The organism is Antarctobacter heliothermus (assembly GCF_002237555.1).
GTDB lineage: Bacteria > Pseudomonadota > Alphaproteobacteria > Rhodobacterales > Rhodobacteraceae > Antarctobacter > Antarctobacter heliothermus_B.
Window position 1 is genome coordinate 1,333,127 of record NZ_CP022540.1, and the last position, 15,926, is coordinate 1,349,052.

General features: G+C 60.9%; 12 protein-coding genes. 7 read left to right on the forward strand and 5 right to left on the reverse strand.

Features of this window, described 5'->3' with window-relative positions; all coding sequences use genetic code 11:
• Window positions 1–43: 43 nt before the first annotated feature.
• Window positions 44–1,129 carry a polyamine ABC transporter substrate-binding protein gene (locus ANTHELSMS3_RS06270; protein ID WP_094036967.1) on the reverse strand — a complete coding sequence of 362 codons (1,086 nt, stop codon included), beginning with the start codon at window positions 1,127–1,129 and terminating at the stop codon, window positions 44–46.
• 151 nt (window positions 1,130–1,280) lie between these two features.
• Here ANTHELSMS3_RS06270 and ANTHELSMS3_RS06275 point away from each other — a divergent pair, with 151 nt between their 5' ends.
• Window positions 1,281–1,943 (forward strand): GntR family transcriptional regulator, encoded by a 663-nt coding sequence (locus tag ANTHELSMS3_RS06275; RefSeq protein ID WP_094036968.1) that lies wholly within the window; start codon window positions 1,281–1,283, stop codon window positions 1,941–1,943.
• A 214-nt stretch (window positions 1,944–2,157) separates the two neighbouring features.
• Window positions 2,158–3,558: an aspartate aminotransferase family protein gene (locus ANTHELSMS3_RS06280; protein WP_094034136.1), complete on the forward strand. Its 1,401-nt coding sequence runs from the start codon at window positions 2,158–2,160 to the stop codon at window positions 3,556–3,558.
• 3 nt (window positions 3,559–3,561) lie between these two features.
• Here ANTHELSMS3_RS06280 and ANTHELSMS3_RS06285 read toward each other — a convergent pair whose 3' ends face one another.
• On the reverse strand, window positions 3,562–4,287 hold the full coding sequence (locus ANTHELSMS3_RS06285; RefSeq protein ID WP_094034137.1) for an STAS/SEC14 domain-containing protein: 726 nt from the start codon (window positions 4,285–4,287) through the stop codon (window positions 3,562–3,564).
• A 48-nt stretch (window positions 4,288–4,335) separates the two neighbouring features.
• Entirely contained in the window at window positions 4,336–4,713 is a 378-nt protein-coding gene (locus tag ANTHELSMS3_RS06290) for a rhodanese-like domain-containing protein (RefSeq protein ID WP_094034138.1), read from the reverse strand.
• A 685-nt stretch (window positions 4,714–5,398) separates the two neighbouring features.
• Here ANTHELSMS3_RS06290 and mutL point away from each other — a divergent pair.
• From mutL to lpdA, 5 genes are all read left to right on the forward strand, one after another.
• On the forward strand, window positions 5,399–7,243 hold the full coding sequence (gene mutL, locus ANTHELSMS3_RS06295) for a DNA mismatch repair endonuclease MutL (protein WP_094034139.1): 1,845 nt from the start codon (window positions 5,399–5,401) through the stop codon (window positions 7,241–7,243).
• On the forward strand, window positions 7,240–8,409 hold the full coding sequence (locus tag ANTHELSMS3_RS06300; RefSeq protein WP_094034140.1) for a DNA recombination protein RmuC: 1,170 nt from the start codon (window positions 7,240–7,242) through the stop codon (window positions 8,407–8,409). Before mutL ends, ANTHELSMS3_RS06300 begins: the two co-directional genes overlap by 4 nt.
• Before the next feature lie 472 nt (window positions 8,410–8,881).
• Window positions 8,882–11,539 carry a pyruvate dehydrogenase (acetyl-transferring), homodimeric type gene (gene aceE / locus ANTHELSMS3_RS06305; protein ID WP_094034141.1) on the forward strand — a complete coding sequence of 886 codons (2,658 nt, stop codon included), beginning with the start codon at window positions 8,882–8,884 and terminating at the stop codon, window positions 11,537–11,539.
• 25 nt (window positions 11,540–11,564) lie between these two features.
• A complete protein-coding gene (locus ANTHELSMS3_RS06310; protein ID WP_094034142.1) occupies window positions 11,565–12,797 on the forward strand; it encodes a 2-oxo acid dehydrogenase subunit E2 in 1,233 nt (410 codons plus the stop codon).
• A 10-nt stretch (window positions 12,798–12,807) separates the two neighbouring features.
• The gene (gene lpdA / locus ANTHELSMS3_RS06315) at window positions 12,808–14,544 is read left to right on the forward strand and encodes a dihydrolipoyl dehydrogenase (RefSeq protein ID WP_198319890.1); all 1,737 of its coding nucleotides are present in this window, start codon (window positions 12,808–12,810) and stop codon (window positions 14,542–14,544) included.
• Between the two features lie 74 nt (window positions 14,545–14,618).
• Here the strand turns inward: lpdA and ANTHELSMS3_RS06320 are convergent, their stop codons facing one another.
• Both ANTHELSMS3_RS06320 and ANTHELSMS3_RS06325 read right to left on the reverse strand, forming a co-directional pair.
• Entirely contained in the window at window positions 14,619–15,269 is a 651-nt protein-coding gene (locus ANTHELSMS3_RS06320) for a ChrR family anti-sigma-E factor (protein WP_094034144.1), read from the reverse strand.
• Between the two features lie 7 nt (window positions 15,270–15,276).
• Window positions 15,277–15,831, reverse strand: a complete 555-nt coding sequence (locus tag ANTHELSMS3_RS06325) for a sigma-70 family RNA polymerase sigma factor (protein ID WP_254694863.1) — start codon at window positions 15,829–15,831, stop codon at window positions 15,277–15,279.
• Window positions 15,832–15,926 lie beyond the last annotated feature (95 nt).

The following is a 15,926-nucleotide window of genomic DNA, read 5'->3' on the forward strand; positions in this document are numbered from 1 at the left end:
CAATGAGTGGGACCGCGCCGGGGTGGCGCGGTCCGGGAAGGGCTCAGGTGCCCGACTTGATCTTGGTCCACAGACGCGTGACGACGCGCTGTACCTTCGGCGGATAAGGCGTGGTGGTGAACGTGTTGTTCATCGCCGCGGCATCCGGATAGATCGCCGGATCGCCGATCACATCTTCTTCAAGGAGTTCCTGCGACGCCTTGTTGCCGTTGGCGTAGTAGACGTAGTTCGACGCCGCTGCCATGTTCTGCGCATCCATGATGAAGTTCAAAAAGGCATGGGCGGCATCTGGGTTGGGCGCGTCGACCGGGATCGCCATCTGGTCGAACCACATTTGCGCACCCTCGTCCGGTGCATAATAGCCGATCACGACGCCATTGTCCGCCTCTGCTGCGCGATCCCGCGCCTGCAGCACGTCACCGGACCAACCTACGGCCACGCAGATGTCACCATTGGCCAGCGCGTTGATGTATTCAGAGCTGTGGAACTTCTGGATGTGGGGACGAAGCGGGCCAAGCACCTCTTCGGCGCGGGCAATCACCTCTGGGTCATGGCTGTCGGGGTCCAGACCAAGATAATTCAGTGCGGCCGGGATCATCTCTGCCGGGGCGTCCAGCATGTGGATGCCGCAGGCGGCCAGCTTTTCAGCATTCTCTGGCTTGAAGATCAGATCCCAAGAGGTGATCGGCGCATCGTCCCCAAGGATTTCCTTGACCTTGGGTTCGTTCACGCCAAGCCCGGTGGTGCCCCACATGTAGTTGATGGCGTATTCGTTTCCGGGGTCGTATTTGGCGGTGCGGTCCGCGATTACGTCCCACATGTTTTCGATGTTCGGCAGCTTGGACTTGTCCAGCGGTTGGAACGCCCCGGCCGAAATCTGACGCTGCAGGAAGGTGCCCGTGGGCACCACAACGTCATAGCCTGACCCACCGGCCAGCATCTTGGTTTCCAGCACTTCGTTGCTGTCAAAGACGTCATAGATCAGGTCGATGCCGGTTTCGGTCTCGAACTTTTCAAGCAGGGCTTCGTCGATGTAATCAGACCAGTTGTAGACGCGTACTTCGTCAGCGGCAGCCAAACCGGCGGCCAGCGCGAGTGACGTCGTCAGTGTCACTAGGGTTTTGGTCATGTCGTTCTCCCGTTGGTGTCGGGGGGTCTTTTTGCGCCCCGTCCCCAATTTTTGATCATAAGTTGCGCCGTCGTGCAACATGCGCGATGGTTCCACGGCCAGATGTCCTGCGCAAGGGATGGTCGAAACGGATGAGCCTAGGGGAATGGCGATGGCGGAAAATGTGGCAGAGGTGACGTCGCAGGCCGGGTTGCCCGCGCATGAACAAGTTTACAGGTCGCTACGCGAAGCCGTGTTGTTCGGGGCGCTTGCTCCCGGAGAACCCGTGACGATTCAGGGCCTTGTCGAGAGATTGGGCGCAGGAATGACGCCGGTGCGCGAGGCGATCCGCCGACTGACCGCCGAGGGTGCGTTACAGGCGATGGGGAATCGGCGCATACAGGTGCCGGTGCTGACGGCCGCGCTGGTCGAAGAGTTGACCGAGGTGAGGCTTGCGTTGGAACCTCGACTGGCGATGCGGGCCGCAGACCGGGCCAATGCAGAGGATGTGGCGCGGTTGACTGCGATCGACGCGCACCTGGATCGGGCGATCCAGCGCGGGGATATTGAGAGCTATCTGCGTGAAAACCATAGATTTCACACTTGTCTAAACGATATGGCCGATGCCCCGATCATGACCGCTCTTGCGGATTCTCTGTGGCTGCGGTTCGGGCCGTCGTTGCGGGTGGTCTGCGGACAAGTTGGTACGCGACACCTGCCGGACTGCCACAAGGATCTTGTCCGGGCATTGGCGGCGGGGGACGGCGCTCTGGCGGCGCGCGCTATCGAAGAAGATCTCGTGCAGGGAATGGACGTTGTCCTGAACAGTCTTTGACGTTGCGCGGGCGCTGTCGTTGCCGAAATCGCCCGGTAAGGCGGGGCTTGCGCGGTAATGGCGGTGGCCGGAATGGATGGGTGTGGCCGGTCGCCGATTCTGCGGAACAGCACCTTGGCTACAGGCCCTGCAAGGCGGGGCTTGCAGGGCCTGATTCGATTGACTTCCCATAATTTGATCATATTCTGCGATCTACCATTTTCGGAGGCCCCGCATGACGATCCTGACCCCCAATTCACCCACCGCCGAACTTCAGGCGCTGGACGCTGCGCATCATATGCATCCGTTCACGCAAGGCGTCGAACTGGCTGAGAAAGGCGCGCGGATCATCACGCGTGCGGATGGGTGCTGGCTGACCGACAGCGATGGCAACCGTATTCTGGACGGGATGGCGGGCCTGTGGTGTGTGAACATCGGCTACGGCCGCACCGAACTGGCCGATGCCGCGCATCGCCAGATGCTGGACCTACCGTTCTACAACACGTTTTTCCAGACCAGCCATGTGCCCGCCCTGAACCTTGCCGCAAAGCTTGCGGAATTGGCGCCCGTTGATCTGAACCACGTCTTTTTTGCCGGGTCGGGGTCAGAGGCGAACGATACGAACCTGCGCATGGTCCGCACCTACTGGCAGGAAAAGGGTCAGCCAGAGCGGCAGGTCATCATCTCGCGCTGGAACGCCTACCACGGGTCTTCTGTCGGGTCGGGGTCGCTTGGCGGCATGAAAGGCATGCACGCACAAGGCGGTATGCCGATCCCCGGCATCCATCATATCGACCAGCCGCATTGGTGGGCAGAGGGCGGGTACAGCACCCCGGAGGCCTTTGGGCTGGAGCGCGCGCAGGCGCTGGAGACCGCGATCCTTGAGATTGGCCCGGAGAAGGTTGCCGCCTTTATTGCCGAACCCGTGCAAGGCGCCGGTGGCGTGATCATCCCGCCAGACACCTACTGGCCCGAGATCCAGCGCATCGTCGACAAATACGACATCCTGCTGATCGCGGATGAGGTCATCTGCGGATTTGGCCGCACCGGCAACTGGTTCGGCAGTGAGACATTCGGCATCAAACCCGACATCATGACCGTCGCCAAGGGGCTGTCGTCTGGCTATCAGCCCATCGGTGCGTCGATTGTTTCGGACAAGGTCGCCAGCGTGATCGGAAACACCGAATTCAACCACGGCTACACCTATTCCGGCCACCCGGTCGCCTGCGCCGTGGCGCTGGAGAACCTGCGCATCCTTGAAGAAGAGGGCATCGTTGAGCGCGTGCGGAATGAAACCGCGCCCTACCTGAAAGAGCGGTTCGAAAGCCTTGCCGATCACCCGCTGGTGGGCGAGGTCAAGATCGTCGGCATGATGGGCAGTCTTGCACTGACCCCGGACAAGGCGACGCGGGCGGCATTTGCTGCGGATGCTGGCACCGCCGGGTTCATTTGCCGTGAGCGTTGTTTTGCAAACAACCTGATCATGCGCCATGTGGGGGACCGCATGGTGATCTCTCCGCCGCTGGTGATTTCGAAGGAAGAAATCGACACGCTGGTGACGCGCGCACGGCTCAGCCTTGATGAGGCGCTGGAGCGGTTGCAGAAGGACGGCCTGATGCAGGCCGCCCCCGCGTGATCGTCAGGACTTGATCCAGACCTTTGCCTCCTCAAAGGAGTCGGCATCGAAAAACTTGGTCTTGGCCCCGCTCAGGCGGCCAAGCACCTTTTCCGCCAGCTTTTGCCAGCTAGAGTTGCCGATGATGGCGGCGCGGTCGATCTGGCGATAGTGGTCGCGCACCACCTTGAGGTGCTCAAGCAGCGCGGCCATGCCTTGCCAACCGTCGAAATCCCGCGCGTCGATCAACAGGCGAAAGCGGTCGTTGGCCCGGATGAAGGCGTTCAGATCCTCGGTTTCCTCGGCATAGATCGAACTGTCGAGTTGCCCGCGCAGTTGCAGGTGCAGCACCCCGTCGCCCAGATCGGTCTGGTGGATCGCGCCCAGCGATTCCGACAACCATCGCCGCGCATCGTCGGCCTCTTCCAGAGGAAAAACCCGGACGGGGCAGGGCAGCAGAATACCCAGACCGCTGGTGGCCCGTCGAATCCACGGCCGTTGGGAAACAACGGCAAGCCGGTCAAACCCGCGCCAATGACGCAGGCCCATACGCGCGTCGTCCAACATTGCACCCAGCGTGAAATCCTCAAAGTCCGCGTCAAAGATGACCAGAACGCGGATGCGGTCGTGATCTTCGATGGCCTGATCAAGCGCGGGCATCAGCATCTGTTCATAGTCTATATCGGTCACGACACCGGACAGACGGACCTCATATATTCCTTTGTCGCCAATTGGTTGCACGGAAATCATAGCTCTCTCCTGTCTGGAATAGCGGCAGTGCCAACAGAGCCTGTCTGATCAGTTGTTGACCCGCCGTGGGGCACCAGTGGCCATGTCGGTGCCAATGTGCGGTTTCTTTGCAGCTTTCCACGCGCCGAACCCGCCCTCCATGTGGGCGATCTGCTTGATGCCCGCGTCGATGGCCGCGCGCGATACCTTTTCCGACCGCACGCCAGAGCCGCAATGAAAGACAATCCGCTTGTCGGACTGGCTCGGCAGTGCATCGGCCTTGAAAAAGGCGAGCGGCATGAGGAGCGCGCCCTCGATATGTTCGAGCATGTATTCTTGTGGCGTGCGCACGTCGATCACAACAATGGCGTGGTCGGCGATGCCCTTGGCGACCTCTTCCACAGTCCATGTCTCGAAAGTGGCGTCGCCAGTGGTTTCGGTTTTCATCTGTTCAAGTCCTCAAAATGTGTTGTCGCGACGGTTGGGGAGGCTGAAGTGCCGCGCGGCGAGTTTTCTCGTATGCCGCCTGAGATATTCAGTTAGGAGAATGCAAACGCTGTACAAGCCACTCTTGTTCCTTGAGGTCGGAAAAGACTGCGGACGGGACAGGGCCGAATTGCGCTCTGGGGACGAGACACGGGGCCGGGGCGCATGCACGGATTTGCAGAATTGCGAAAAGCGGGTGACAAAATGGTCTGCCCCCAAAAAGCACCAGTCTGTCTGTGTAGTCGGGAGTTGTGTATTCCGGAGTAAAGGGGCACGGCCCGTCTTGCGCAGCTAAACCCGAAGTGTGCGGGGCAAGCGGGGGCAGGCCTGTTGCCCCGGCGGTCCGCCGGGGCAGAAGCGTATCAAAAAGACTTTTTGACCGCCGAGACGGGACGGAACCATGTTTTGGCGAAAGCTTCGCCATAGATGGCCGAGATTGTCTCAAACGTAATCAGGGGCACTAGCATGTTCGCTTCCTTGTACTTGTCGGACCTGAAGGCTAGCGCAACGATCTTTCACCGAATAGGGGGCTCATGTTCAATTATTGCTATACTTTCGTCGTACTTCGTGAACGCCGCGACACAACGGGTGGGTTGCTTGTATCGGGGCATTTCAGAATCGCGCAGGGCCTGCTAAGTCTTGTGGCATGAATGCTGTAGACCGCAATATCCGCCCGCTTATTCAACAGCTCGACGAGGCTGCCATCAACCGTATTGCCGCTGGCGAGGTCGTGGAGCGGCCTGCCTCGGCGGTCAAGGAGCTGGCAGAGAACGCGATTGACGCAGGGGCACGTCGGATCAAGGTCGACATTGCCGACGGCGGCAAGACGCTGATCCGTGTGGCTGACGACGGCTGTGGCATGTCCCCCGAGGATCTGCCACTGGCGCTGTCGCGCCATGCCACGTCCAAGATTGACGGCAGTGATCTGCTCAACATTCACTCCTTCGGCTTTCGCGGAGAGGCGCTGCCCTCGCTGGGCGCAGTAGGGCGTCTGACCGTGCAAAGCCGCGTAAGCGGAGAGGCCGGGGCAGAGATTGCCGTAAACGGCGGGGTGTTCGGTGGCGTCAAACCCTGTGCCGTGAACGACGGAACGGTCGTCACACTGCGCGACCTGTTTTATGCCACGCCCGCACGGTTGAAGTTCCTGCGCTCGGATCGGGCCGAGACGATGGCGATCTCGGACACGATCAAACGGTTGGCGATGGCGGAACCCTCTGTCGGATTTACTCTGCGCGACGTGACTGGCGGCCAAGAGCGCGTCACCTTTCGCGTCGACCCTGAGACCGGGGATTTGTTCGACGCGCTGCGCGGCCGCTTGGGGCGGGTCATGGGCGCGGAGTTTGTCGACAATGCGCTGGCCATTGATGCGGAGCGTGAAGAGGTGCGGTTGACAGGGTATGCCGCCTTGCCGACCTATTCGCGCGGCTCTGCTGTGGCACAGTTCCTGTTTGTGAACGGGCGTCCGGTGCGGGACAAGATGCTGATTGGCGCGCTGCGCGGGGCCTATCAGGATTTCCTGTCGCGGGACCGGCATCCGGCAGTTGCTCTATTTGTTGATTGTGATCCGCACCGGGTGGACGTGAACGTGCACCCGGCCAAATCCGAGGTGCGCTTTCGCGAGCCGGGTGTTGTGCGGGGGTTGATCGTGTCCGGCCTGCGGCATGCGCTGGCAGAGGCCGGGCATCGCGCCTCGACCACGGTGGCGGGGGCGACGCTGGGCGCGTTCCGGACAGAGCAACCGGGCGCGCCACGAGTCTATCAGATGGATCGACCGTCAGTCGCGGGGCGTCAGGCGTCTTATGCGGCGCAGGCTCCGGGGTTTTCCGATTTCAGCGGCGACTATTCAGGGCGGGTGGTCGATGCCGCTGCCGACATAGCCGAGGCCCCGGAGCAGGGTCGGGGCGCGGTCTCGCTGCCATTGGGGGCGGCGCGTGGCCAGGTGCATGAGAACTACATTTTCGCCCAGACCGAGGACGGCATCGTCATCGTCGATCAGCACGCCGCGCACGAACGGTTGGTTTATGAAAAGCTGAAACACCAGATGGCGGAAAAAGGCGTGCCCGCGCAGGGCTTGCTGATCCCCGAGGTGGTGGACCTGTCGCCGGAGGACGCCGCGAACCTGCTGGCGCGGGCGGATGATCTGGACCGTATGGGCCTGCGGATCGAACCCTTTGGGGCGGGGGCCATCGCGGTGCGCGAAACGCCCGCGATCCTGGGTGAGATCGACGCCGCGGCACTGATCCACGACATTCTTGATGAACTGTCCGACCTAGGCAACAGCGGGCTGTTGCAGGAACGGATCGAGGCGATCCTGTCGCGGATGGCCTGTCACGGCTCAATCCGCTCGGGTCGCGTCATGCGCGCCGAAGAGATGAACGCGCTGTTGCGCGAGATGGAGGCAACGCCGCATTCCGGTCAGTGCAATCACGGGCGTCCCACCTATGTGGAGCTCAAACTGACGGATATCGAAAGGCTGTTCGGGCGCACATGATCCAGATCGGCGATGCGTCTTACAGGTTGGATGACCCTCTGACGCTGGCTGCGCTGGGCTTTGCCGTGTTGGTGTTGCTGCTGCTCTGGCAGGCGGCACGCGGGGCGCGCCGGGCGGCGCGTTTGTCAGAGCCTGTCCTGCAACACGTCAGCCATCTGTCCGCCCGCGTGCAAAACCTGTCCGACGGGCAAGAGCGGCTGGCGGGTGGTCTGCACCATGTCTCAGAGGCGCAGGCCAATAGTCAAACCGCCATGCTGGAGATGATGGAGCGGCGTCTGGCCGAGGTGCAGGACCGCATGGGTGAGACGCTGCACGGGTCTGCCCGGCGCACTGCGCATAGTCTGGGTGAATTGCGCGAACGGCTTCAGTCTATCGACAAGGCGCAGGCCAATATCACCAAACTGTCGGGTGACGTGCTGTCGTTGCAGGACATTCTGTCGAACAAGCAGACGCGTGGAGCCTTTGGCGAGATCCAGTTGCGTGAGATCGTGACCAAGGCGCTGCCTTCGGATGGGTTCACTTTGCAAGCGACACTGTCAAACGGGCGGCGCGCGGACTGTTTGATCCATCTGCCTAACCCGCCGGGACCGATCGTGGTGGACGCCAAGTTCCCTCTGGAGGGCTATGAGGCCCTGATGCAGGCCGAAGGCAAAGAGATGCGCGCCCGGTCAGCGCAGGCGTTCCGCCTGTCGGTTCGCAAGCACATCCGTGACATCGCCGCGCGCTACATCCTTGAGGGGGAAACCGCCGACGGCGCGCTGATGTTCCTACCCTCAGAGGCGGTCTATGCTGAACTGCACGGGAACTTTCCCGAAGTGGTGCGTGAAGGCTTCGATGCGCGGGTCTGGATCGTATCCCCCACAACCTGCATGGCGACGCTGAACACCATGCGCGCGGTCCTGAAAGATGCCCGAATGAAAGAGCAGGCGGGCGCGATCCGCAAGGAATTGGCTGCGCTGTACGGGGACGTAGAGCGGCTGACGTCGCGTGTGGCAAACCTGGACAGGCACTTTGGTCAGGCGGCGCGGGATATCGAGGACATCAAGATCAGCGCCGACAAGGCGGGCAAACGTGCGCGGCGGTTGGATCAGTTCGATTTCGAAGATCTGGAAGACCCCGTTGCCGCGCCGGGACGGGTGCTGCGGCTGAACGATCCTGCGGAATAGCCATTTCGCCTTGCCCCGGGGCCGGTTGCATTCCCGTATTGGGGTGCGATTGGGCCGCGTGGAATGTTAGCGCTATAAGTTTTCCTGCCGATGTCCAAGTAACCGGTTGAACTGATGCCGGTTTAGCACGCTATACTGAAATGAGAATCGCCGGAACGCGCGGCAACGGGGATGTGGACACCAGAGACCGCACCGCGCCCGCGTGCCCGGCGCTGCCCCAATCCGGGGCGGGAGGACACAGCACAATGCGAGCGCCTGATGGTTTAAGGCTAAACATTCGCCATGCGCCGCGTGCATGGAGGCTATGCATGCGTGCGCCTGCCGCAAGGCACACAGGACTGTTACACGCAGTGTCAACTTTGGGAGGAGTCGGCAGAGATGGTGAATGCGCCACTCTTATCAGTCCTCCCAAAAGTAGTTTAACGCTAAACCAAATTGCGCCACGCTGGCTGCAAGAAAGGGAAGAGGGCATATGAAAGACACTCCGCAGGACGTCGATCCCGTCGAGAGCCAGGAATGGCAGGACGCGATCGAGGATGTGATCGAGCGTGATGGGGCCGACCGCGCGCACTATCTGCTCGACAAGGCGGTGCAGCGGGCACGGGCGGCAGGCGCGAAATTGCCCTTCTCGGCCACCACCCCCTATCAGAACACCATTTCGCCCGACGATGAGGTCGAAATTCCCGGCGACACCGAGATGGAATGGCGCATCCGCACCATCAACCGCTGGAACGCCATGGCGACGGTGGTCAAGCGCAACAAGGAATCGAGCGAATACGGCGGCCACATCGCCTCCTTTGCCTCTTCTGCCGCGCTATATGACATTGGTCTGAACCACTTCTGGCGCGCCAAGTCCGCGATCCACGGTGGCGATCTCGTGTTTTTTCAGGGCCACGTCATCCCCGGAATTTACGCACGCTCCTTTATGGAAGGCCGGATCAGCGTCGAAGAGCTGAAGAATTTCCGCTCCGAAGTCGCCGGTGGTGGTCTGTCGTCCTACCCGCACCCGTGGCTGATGCCCGACTACTGGCAGTTCCCGACCGTCAGCATGGGCCTTGGCCCGCTGATGGCGATCTACCAGGCGCGGTTCATGAAATACCTCGAAAACCGGGGCCTGATCGAAAAGCAGGACCGCAAGGTGTGGGCCTTCCTCGGCGACGGTGAGATGGATGAACCGGAATCGCTGGGCGCGATCCATCTGGCGGCCCGCGAAGGGCTGGATAACCTGATCTTTGTCGTGAACTGCAACTTGCAGCGTCTGGACGGTCCGGTACGCGGCAACTCCAAGATAGTGCAAGAGCTTGAGGGCAACTTCCGCGGCTCTGGCTGGGACGTGATCAAGTTGCTTTGGGGCAAAGGCTGGGATGATCTGCTGGAGCAGGACACCAGCGGCAAGTTGCGCCAACTGATGGATGAAACCATCGACGGTGACTATCAGACGTTCAAGTCCAAGGACGGCGCCTATATCCGCAAGCATTTCTTCGGCAAGTACCCGGAAACCGCCGCGCTGGTGGCCGACTGGACCGATGATCAGATCTGGGCGCTGCGGCGGGGCGGGCATGACCCGAAAAAGGTCTACAACGCGTTCAAACGCGCGACAGAGGCCGAGGGCCAGCCGACACTGCTGTTGGTCAAGACGGTCAAGGGCTACGGCATGGGCACCGCTGGCGAAGGCCAGAACACCACCCACCAGCAAAAGAAGATGCAGCTGGACCAACTCAAGGCGATGCGTGACCGGTTCAAGATCCCGGTCACCGACGAAGAGTTGGACAAGGACATCCCCTTTGTCAGCCTGAATAACGCGCAAAAGGCCTATATGGCTGAACGGCGGAAAGAACTTGGCGGATCTTTCCCCAAGCGTGAGACGGAATCGCCCAAGCTGGAGATCCCCGGACTGGACAAGTTCAAGGGCCAGCTGGAATCGACCGGCGACCGCGAAATTTCCACCACCATGGCCTTTGTCCGCATCCTGACCACGCTCTTGCGTGACAAGAAGATCGGCAAACAGGTGGTGCCGATCGTGCCGGATGAAAGCCGCACCTTCGGGATGGAGGGGCTGTTCCGCTCTGTCGGGATCTATAACCCAAAGGGCCAGCAATACACGCCCGAAGACCGCGAGCAGATGTCCTATTACAAGGAATCGGAATCCGGTCAGGTGCTTCAGGAGGGCATCAACGAAGCGGGTGCCATGGCCGACTGGATCGCTGCGGCGACGGCCTATTCCAACCACGGCGTTCCGATGATCCCGTTCTACATCTACTACTCGATGTTCGGGTTCCAGCGGATCGGCGATTTGGCTTGGGCGGCTGGCGACAGCCGGGCGCGTGGCTTTATGCTGGGCGGCACCGCTGGGCGGACCACCCTGAACGGCGAAGGTTTGCAGCACGAGGACGGCCACAGCCATATCCTTGCCGCGACCATCCCGAACTGCATCAGCTATGACCCGACCTTCAGCTATGAGGTCGCGGTGATCGTGCAGCACGGGTTGCAGCGCATGTTCGTCGATCAGGAAGACGTTTATTTCTACCTGACCCTGATGAACGAGAACTATCAGCACCCCGACATGCCGATGGGCTCCGAAGAGGGTATCATCAAGGGTCTGTACCGCTTCAAGAAAACGGCCAAGCCGGCAAAGAAGCACGTCAACCTGATGGGCTCTGGCACAATCCTTGTACAGGCGCTCAAGGCGGCGCAGATGCTGGAGGACGACTTTGGCGTCACCTCTGATATCTGGTCCGCGACCTCGTTTAACGAACTGGCCCGCGATTTTCAGGACTGTGAGCGTCACAACCGCCTGAACCCCTTCGCAGAAGAGCGTGTGTCCTATGCGACGCAAACACTGAGCAGTGCGCAGGGGCCGATCATTGTCGCCACCGACTATATGAAGAACTACGCTGAACAGATCCGGGGAGCGGTCAAGAACCGCTTTACGGTTCTGGGCACCGATGGCTTTGGCCGTTCGGACAGCCGGGTGAACCTGCGGCGGTTCTTTGAGGTGGATGCAAACCATATCGCGGCTGCCGCGATGGTGGATCTGTTCCGTGAGGGGGCCGTGTCCGAAAAGGATCTCGAGGCGGCTCTGAAGAAATACGACATTGACGGCAGTAAGCCGAACCCGCGTCTGGTTTGACCCGCGGCACGAGGAGAATTGACGAATGACCGTAGAAGTTAAAGTGCCGGATATCGGCGATTTCGACGAAGTGCCGGTGGTAACCGTTCTGGTTGCCGTGGGTGACACGATTGCGCTGGAAGACCCGATTGTCGAACTGGAATCCGATAAGGCAACGATGGAAGTGCCATCCTCGGCGGCGGGTGTCGTGAAAGAGATCAAGGTTGCCGAAGGCGATAAGGTTTCCGAGGGTGCGGTGCTGCTGATCGTCGAAGCGTCAGACGCCCCGGCGGCCAAGGAAGAGCCCAAGGAAGAGGCCCCGGCAGCGGCCCCTGCGTCTGCTGCGTTGACGGATGCCGGGTTCTCGAAGGTCCATGCCTCTCCGTCCGTGCGCGCCTATGCGCGCCGGGTCGAGGTTGACCTGAACAAAGTCAACGGATCGGGCCGCAAGGGCCGCATCCTGCGCGAGGACGTGGAAAAGGCGCTTAAGGCCCAGACGGTTCCGGCCGCTGCTGCCGGTGGTGGTGCCGTGTCCGGCGGCATGGGTATCCCGCCGATCCCGGCTGTCGACTTCTCCAAGTTCGGACCGATCGAAGAGATCGAGATGCCCCGCATCAAAAAGATCTCTGGCCCGGCGCTGCACCGGTCGTGGTTGAACATCCCGCATGTCACCCACAACGATGAGGCGGACATCACTGATCTGGACAAGTACCGGAAAGAGATGGACACCCACGCCAAGGAAAACGGCTATCGCGTCACGCTGTTGTCCTTTGTCATCAAGGCGTCTGTTTCGGCGTTGAAAACCCATTGGGAATTCAACTCGTCGATCCATCCCGACGGCGACAAGCTGATCAAGAAGGATTTCTACAACATCGGCTTTGCGGCGGACACACCCAACGGCCTGATGGTCCCGGTGATCAAGGACGCGGATCGCAAGGGTCTGGTCGACATCTCGAAAGAGCTGATGGACCTGTCCAAGGCCGCGCGTGAGGGCAACCTGAAGTCCAAGGACATGCAGGGCGCTACCTTTACCATCTCGTCGCTTGGCGGGATTGGCGGCACCTCGTTCACGCCCATCGTTAACGCGCCTGAGGTGGCAATCCTTGGCCTGACCCGGTCCAAGATGGCGCCGGTTTGGAACGGTGAGGACTTTGTGCCGCGCCTGATGCAGCCGCTGTCGCTGTCCTATGATCACCGTGCCGTCGATGGCGCCTTGGCCGCGCGGTTTACCGTGACGCTCAAGACGTTGCTGGGCGACATGCGCAAGTTGATGTGGTGAGGTGAACACAATGGATGTCAAAGTACCCGATATCGGTGATTTCGCCGACGTGCCTGTGGTTGCCGTACTGGTCAGCGTAGGCGATATGGTCAGTGAAGAAGATCCGCTGATCGAACTGGAATCCGACAAGGCCACGATGGAAGTGCCTTCGCCCGCAGCGGGCAAGGTCACGGAAATCAAGGTCAAGGAAGGGGATCGCATTGGCGAGGGGGCGGTGATCCTTGTCCTCGAAGGCGCGGATGCCAAGGATGAGGCCCCCAAGGCCGAAGCCCCTGCCGCCGAGGCGCCTAAACAGGTCTCCGCCACCGGCACGGCCTCTGGTCCTGGTGATGTGCATGCCGAGGTCGTTGTTCTGGGCTCTGGCCCCGGCGGCTATACGGCGGCGTTCCGCGCCGCCGATCTGGGCAAGAAAACCGTCCTGATTGAGAAATTCGACCGATTGGGCGGTGTCTGTCTGAACGTCGGCTGTATCCCGTCCAAGGCACTGCTGCACGTCGCCAAGGTCATCACCGAGGCTGAGGAGATGGGCGCGCATGGCATCAGCTTTTCCAAGCCGGGAATCGATCTGGATGAGCTGCGTGCCTTCAAGGACAGCGTTGTCGGCAAGCTGACCGGCGGTCTGGACGGATTGTCCAAGGGCCGCAAGGTGCAGGTGGTGCGCGGTTATGGCAAATTCTCGGGCCCGAACATGATCGAGGTTCAGGGCGACGATGGCGTGACCACCGTGTCCTTTGACCAGTGCATCATCGCCGCCGGGTCCGAGCCCGTGGCGCTGCCTTTCATCCCGCATGACGATCCGCGCGTGATCGACAGCACCGGCGCGCTGGAACTGGCGGACATCCCCGGACGGATGCTGGTTCTGGGCGGTGGCATCATCGGGCTGGAAATGGCTTGTGTCTACGACGCGCTGGGATCGAAGATCACAGTCGTCGAACTGATGGACCAGATCATTCCGGGGGCCGACAAGGACATCGTCAAGCCGCTGATGACCCGCATCAAGGGTCGGTATGAGAACATCTTCCTCAAGACCAAGGTGACAGCGGTCGAAGCGTTGGACGAGGGTATGAAAGTGACCTTCGAGGACGACAAGGGCGAGAGCTTCTCTGACACCTTCGATAAGGTTCTTGTCGCCGTGGGTCGCAAGCCCAACGGCAAACTGATCGATGCCGACAAAGCCGGCGTTGCCGTTGACGACCGTGGCTTTATCGCCGTGGACAAGCAGCAGCGCACGGGCGTGCCGCATATCTTCGCCATCGGCGACGTAGTGGGCCAGCCGATGCTGGCCCACAAGGCCGTGCACGAGGGCAAGGTGGCAGCCGAGGTTTGCGCCGGACACAAGCGATTCTTTGACGCCCAGTTGATCCCTTCGGTTGCCTATACCGATCCAGAGGTCGCTTGGTGTGGTGTCACCGAAAACGACGCCAAGGCGAAGGGCATCAAGTACGAGAAGGGCGTGTTCCCTTGGGCAGCTTCGGGCAAATCGCTATCGAATGGCCGTAGTGAGGGGATCACCAAGCTGCTGTTCAATCCCGACGATGACCGCATCATCGGTGCGTGTATCGTGGGCACCAACGCGGGCGACCTGATTTCCGAGGCCGCTCTGGCCATCGAAATGGGCGCAGATGCCGTGGATCTTGGCCACACAATCCACCCGCACCCGACGCTGTCGGAAACGGTGAACTTTGCGGCCGAGATGTTCGAGGGCACAATTACCGACCTGATGCCGCCGAAAAAGCGCAAGCACTAAGGGTTTGACGACACAATAAAAAGGGCGGGGAATTTCCCCGCCCTCTTTTGTTTGCCATGCTGACCGTGCTGGGGTCAGATCCGCAGAAACGGTTGCGCCAGTCGCGCCAGTCCTTTGAGACGCAGCGGCGCGTCCGTCACCGCAAGACAGATGCAATCCTCGGAAATGTCGGCGACGGGCGTATGGTGCAGGTCTTCGTTGGCAATTTCGATGTCGCCACGCCGGAAATAACCTTCGTCGTCCTGAAACGCGCCCTTGAGGACCAAAGTCAGTTCCAGCCCGCGATGGCCGTGATCCGGCATCGCCGTCCCCGCTGGGATGAACAAAAGCCGCGCCGTGGCCTCACGCGAGGTGGGTAGAATGGCCTGCTTTACGCCCATACCGATGGGCCGCCATTTTACTTCGTCCAAAGTGCCGCCGATGTAGTCACGCAGCGGCGCAGGGGCGACCGGGTCCGCGGCGATGTTGATCGGGCGTGGCGTCGGGGTGAACTCGCTGCCCCGGATCAGCGCCAGTGCGCCGTCAAGAAAGGCGTCTGACACGGGCATCTCCTCGACGGAGTTCAGAACGGCGCCGCCGATGGCATCCTGCGCCTCAATCGCGGCGCGGCATTCATCACAAAGCGAGATATGCGTGGCGATGATGAGATTGACCGCCTCGGGCAGGGTGCCTGCGGAATACCCCAGGATCAGGTCATCGGTCAGATGATGGGTGATGGTGGTCATCGCGTCGTTACTTTCTGTCCATTGCGTGGCGCAAGCGCTGTAGCGCCAGCCGGATACGGGATTTGATTGTGCCCAGAGGCAGGCCAGTCAGATCGGCGATTTCGCTGTGCGTCAGATCGCCAAAGTAGGCCTTTTCGATCAATTCCCGCTGTTTTGCGGGGAGTGCGGCCATAGCCTCTGTCAGGGTTTCCGTGTCTTGCTGGAGGCCCAACTGGTCTTCCTGATCCGGTTCGGCCTCTGGTCCCCACGGTAGGTCCTCGGGTTCTGGGCGCTTTTGTCTGCGCAGTGCGTCGATCCGGCGGTTTCGTGCGATGGTAAAGATCCACGTCGCGACAGAGGCGCGCGCCGGATCAAATTGCGCCGCTTTTTGCCAGACCGTCGCCATCACCTCTTGCGCGCATTCCTCTGCCAAGGCCGGGTCGCCACCGGACCGCATCAAGAATGCCTTGAGGCGCGGGGCAAAATGGCGGAACAACTCGACAAACGCCGTCTCATCCCGGTCATCGCGGATGCGAACCAAGACCGCTGTCCAGTCATTTGTGTCGACTTTTGTCTGTTCCAACGCCGCTCGGTCCCCCCCTGAATGGTGCCTGTTCCTGACATGCCGCTTTAGCGGCAAGGTCGCAACGAACGAAGAGTCGCGGGGTTCGAGAGTAT

Bases quoted from the DNA above. Each gene is read 5' to 3' on its own strand.
- ANTHELSMS3_RS06270 (WP_094036967.1), bottom strand. From the start codon at position 1,129: ATGACCAAAACCCTAGTGACACTGACGACGTCACTCGCGCTGGCCGCC.
- ANTHELSMS3_RS06275 (WP_094036968.1), top strand. From the start codon at position 1,281: ATGGCGGAAAATGTGGCAGAGGTGACGTCGCAGGCCGGGTTGCCCGCG.
- ANTHELSMS3_RS06280 (WP_094034136.1), top strand. From the start codon at position 2,158: ATGACGATCCTGACCCCCAATTCACCCACCGCCGAACTTCAGGCGCTG.
- ANTHELSMS3_RS06285 (WP_094034137.1), bottom strand. From the start codon at position 4,287: ATGATTTCCGTGCAACCAATTGGCGACAAAGGAATATATGAGGTCCGT.
- ANTHELSMS3_RS06290 (WP_094034138.1), bottom strand. From the start codon at position 4,713: ATGAAAACCGAAACCACTGGCGACGCCACTTTCGAGACATGGACTGTG.
- mutL (WP_094034139.1), top strand. From the start codon at position 5,399: ATGAATGCTGTAGACCGCAATATCCGCCCGCTTATTCAACAGCTCGAC.
- ANTHELSMS3_RS06300 (WP_094034140.1), top strand. From the start codon at position 7,240: ATGATCCAGATCGGCGATGCGTCTTACAGGTTGGATGACCCTCTGACG.
- aceE (WP_094034141.1), top strand. From the start codon at position 8,882: ATGAAAGACACTCCGCAGGACGTCGATCCCGTCGAGAGCCAGGAATGG.
- ANTHELSMS3_RS06310 (WP_094034142.1), top strand. From the start codon at position 11,565: ATGACCGTAGAAGTTAAAGTGCCGGATATCGGCGATTTCGACGAAGTG.
- lpdA (WP_198319890.1), top strand. From the start codon at position 12,808: ATGGATGTCAAAGTACCCGATATCGGTGATTTCGCCGACGTGCCTGTG.
- ANTHELSMS3_RS06320 (WP_094034144.1), bottom strand. From the start codon at position 15,269: ATGACCACCATCACCCATCATCTGACCGATGACCTGATCCTGGGGTAT.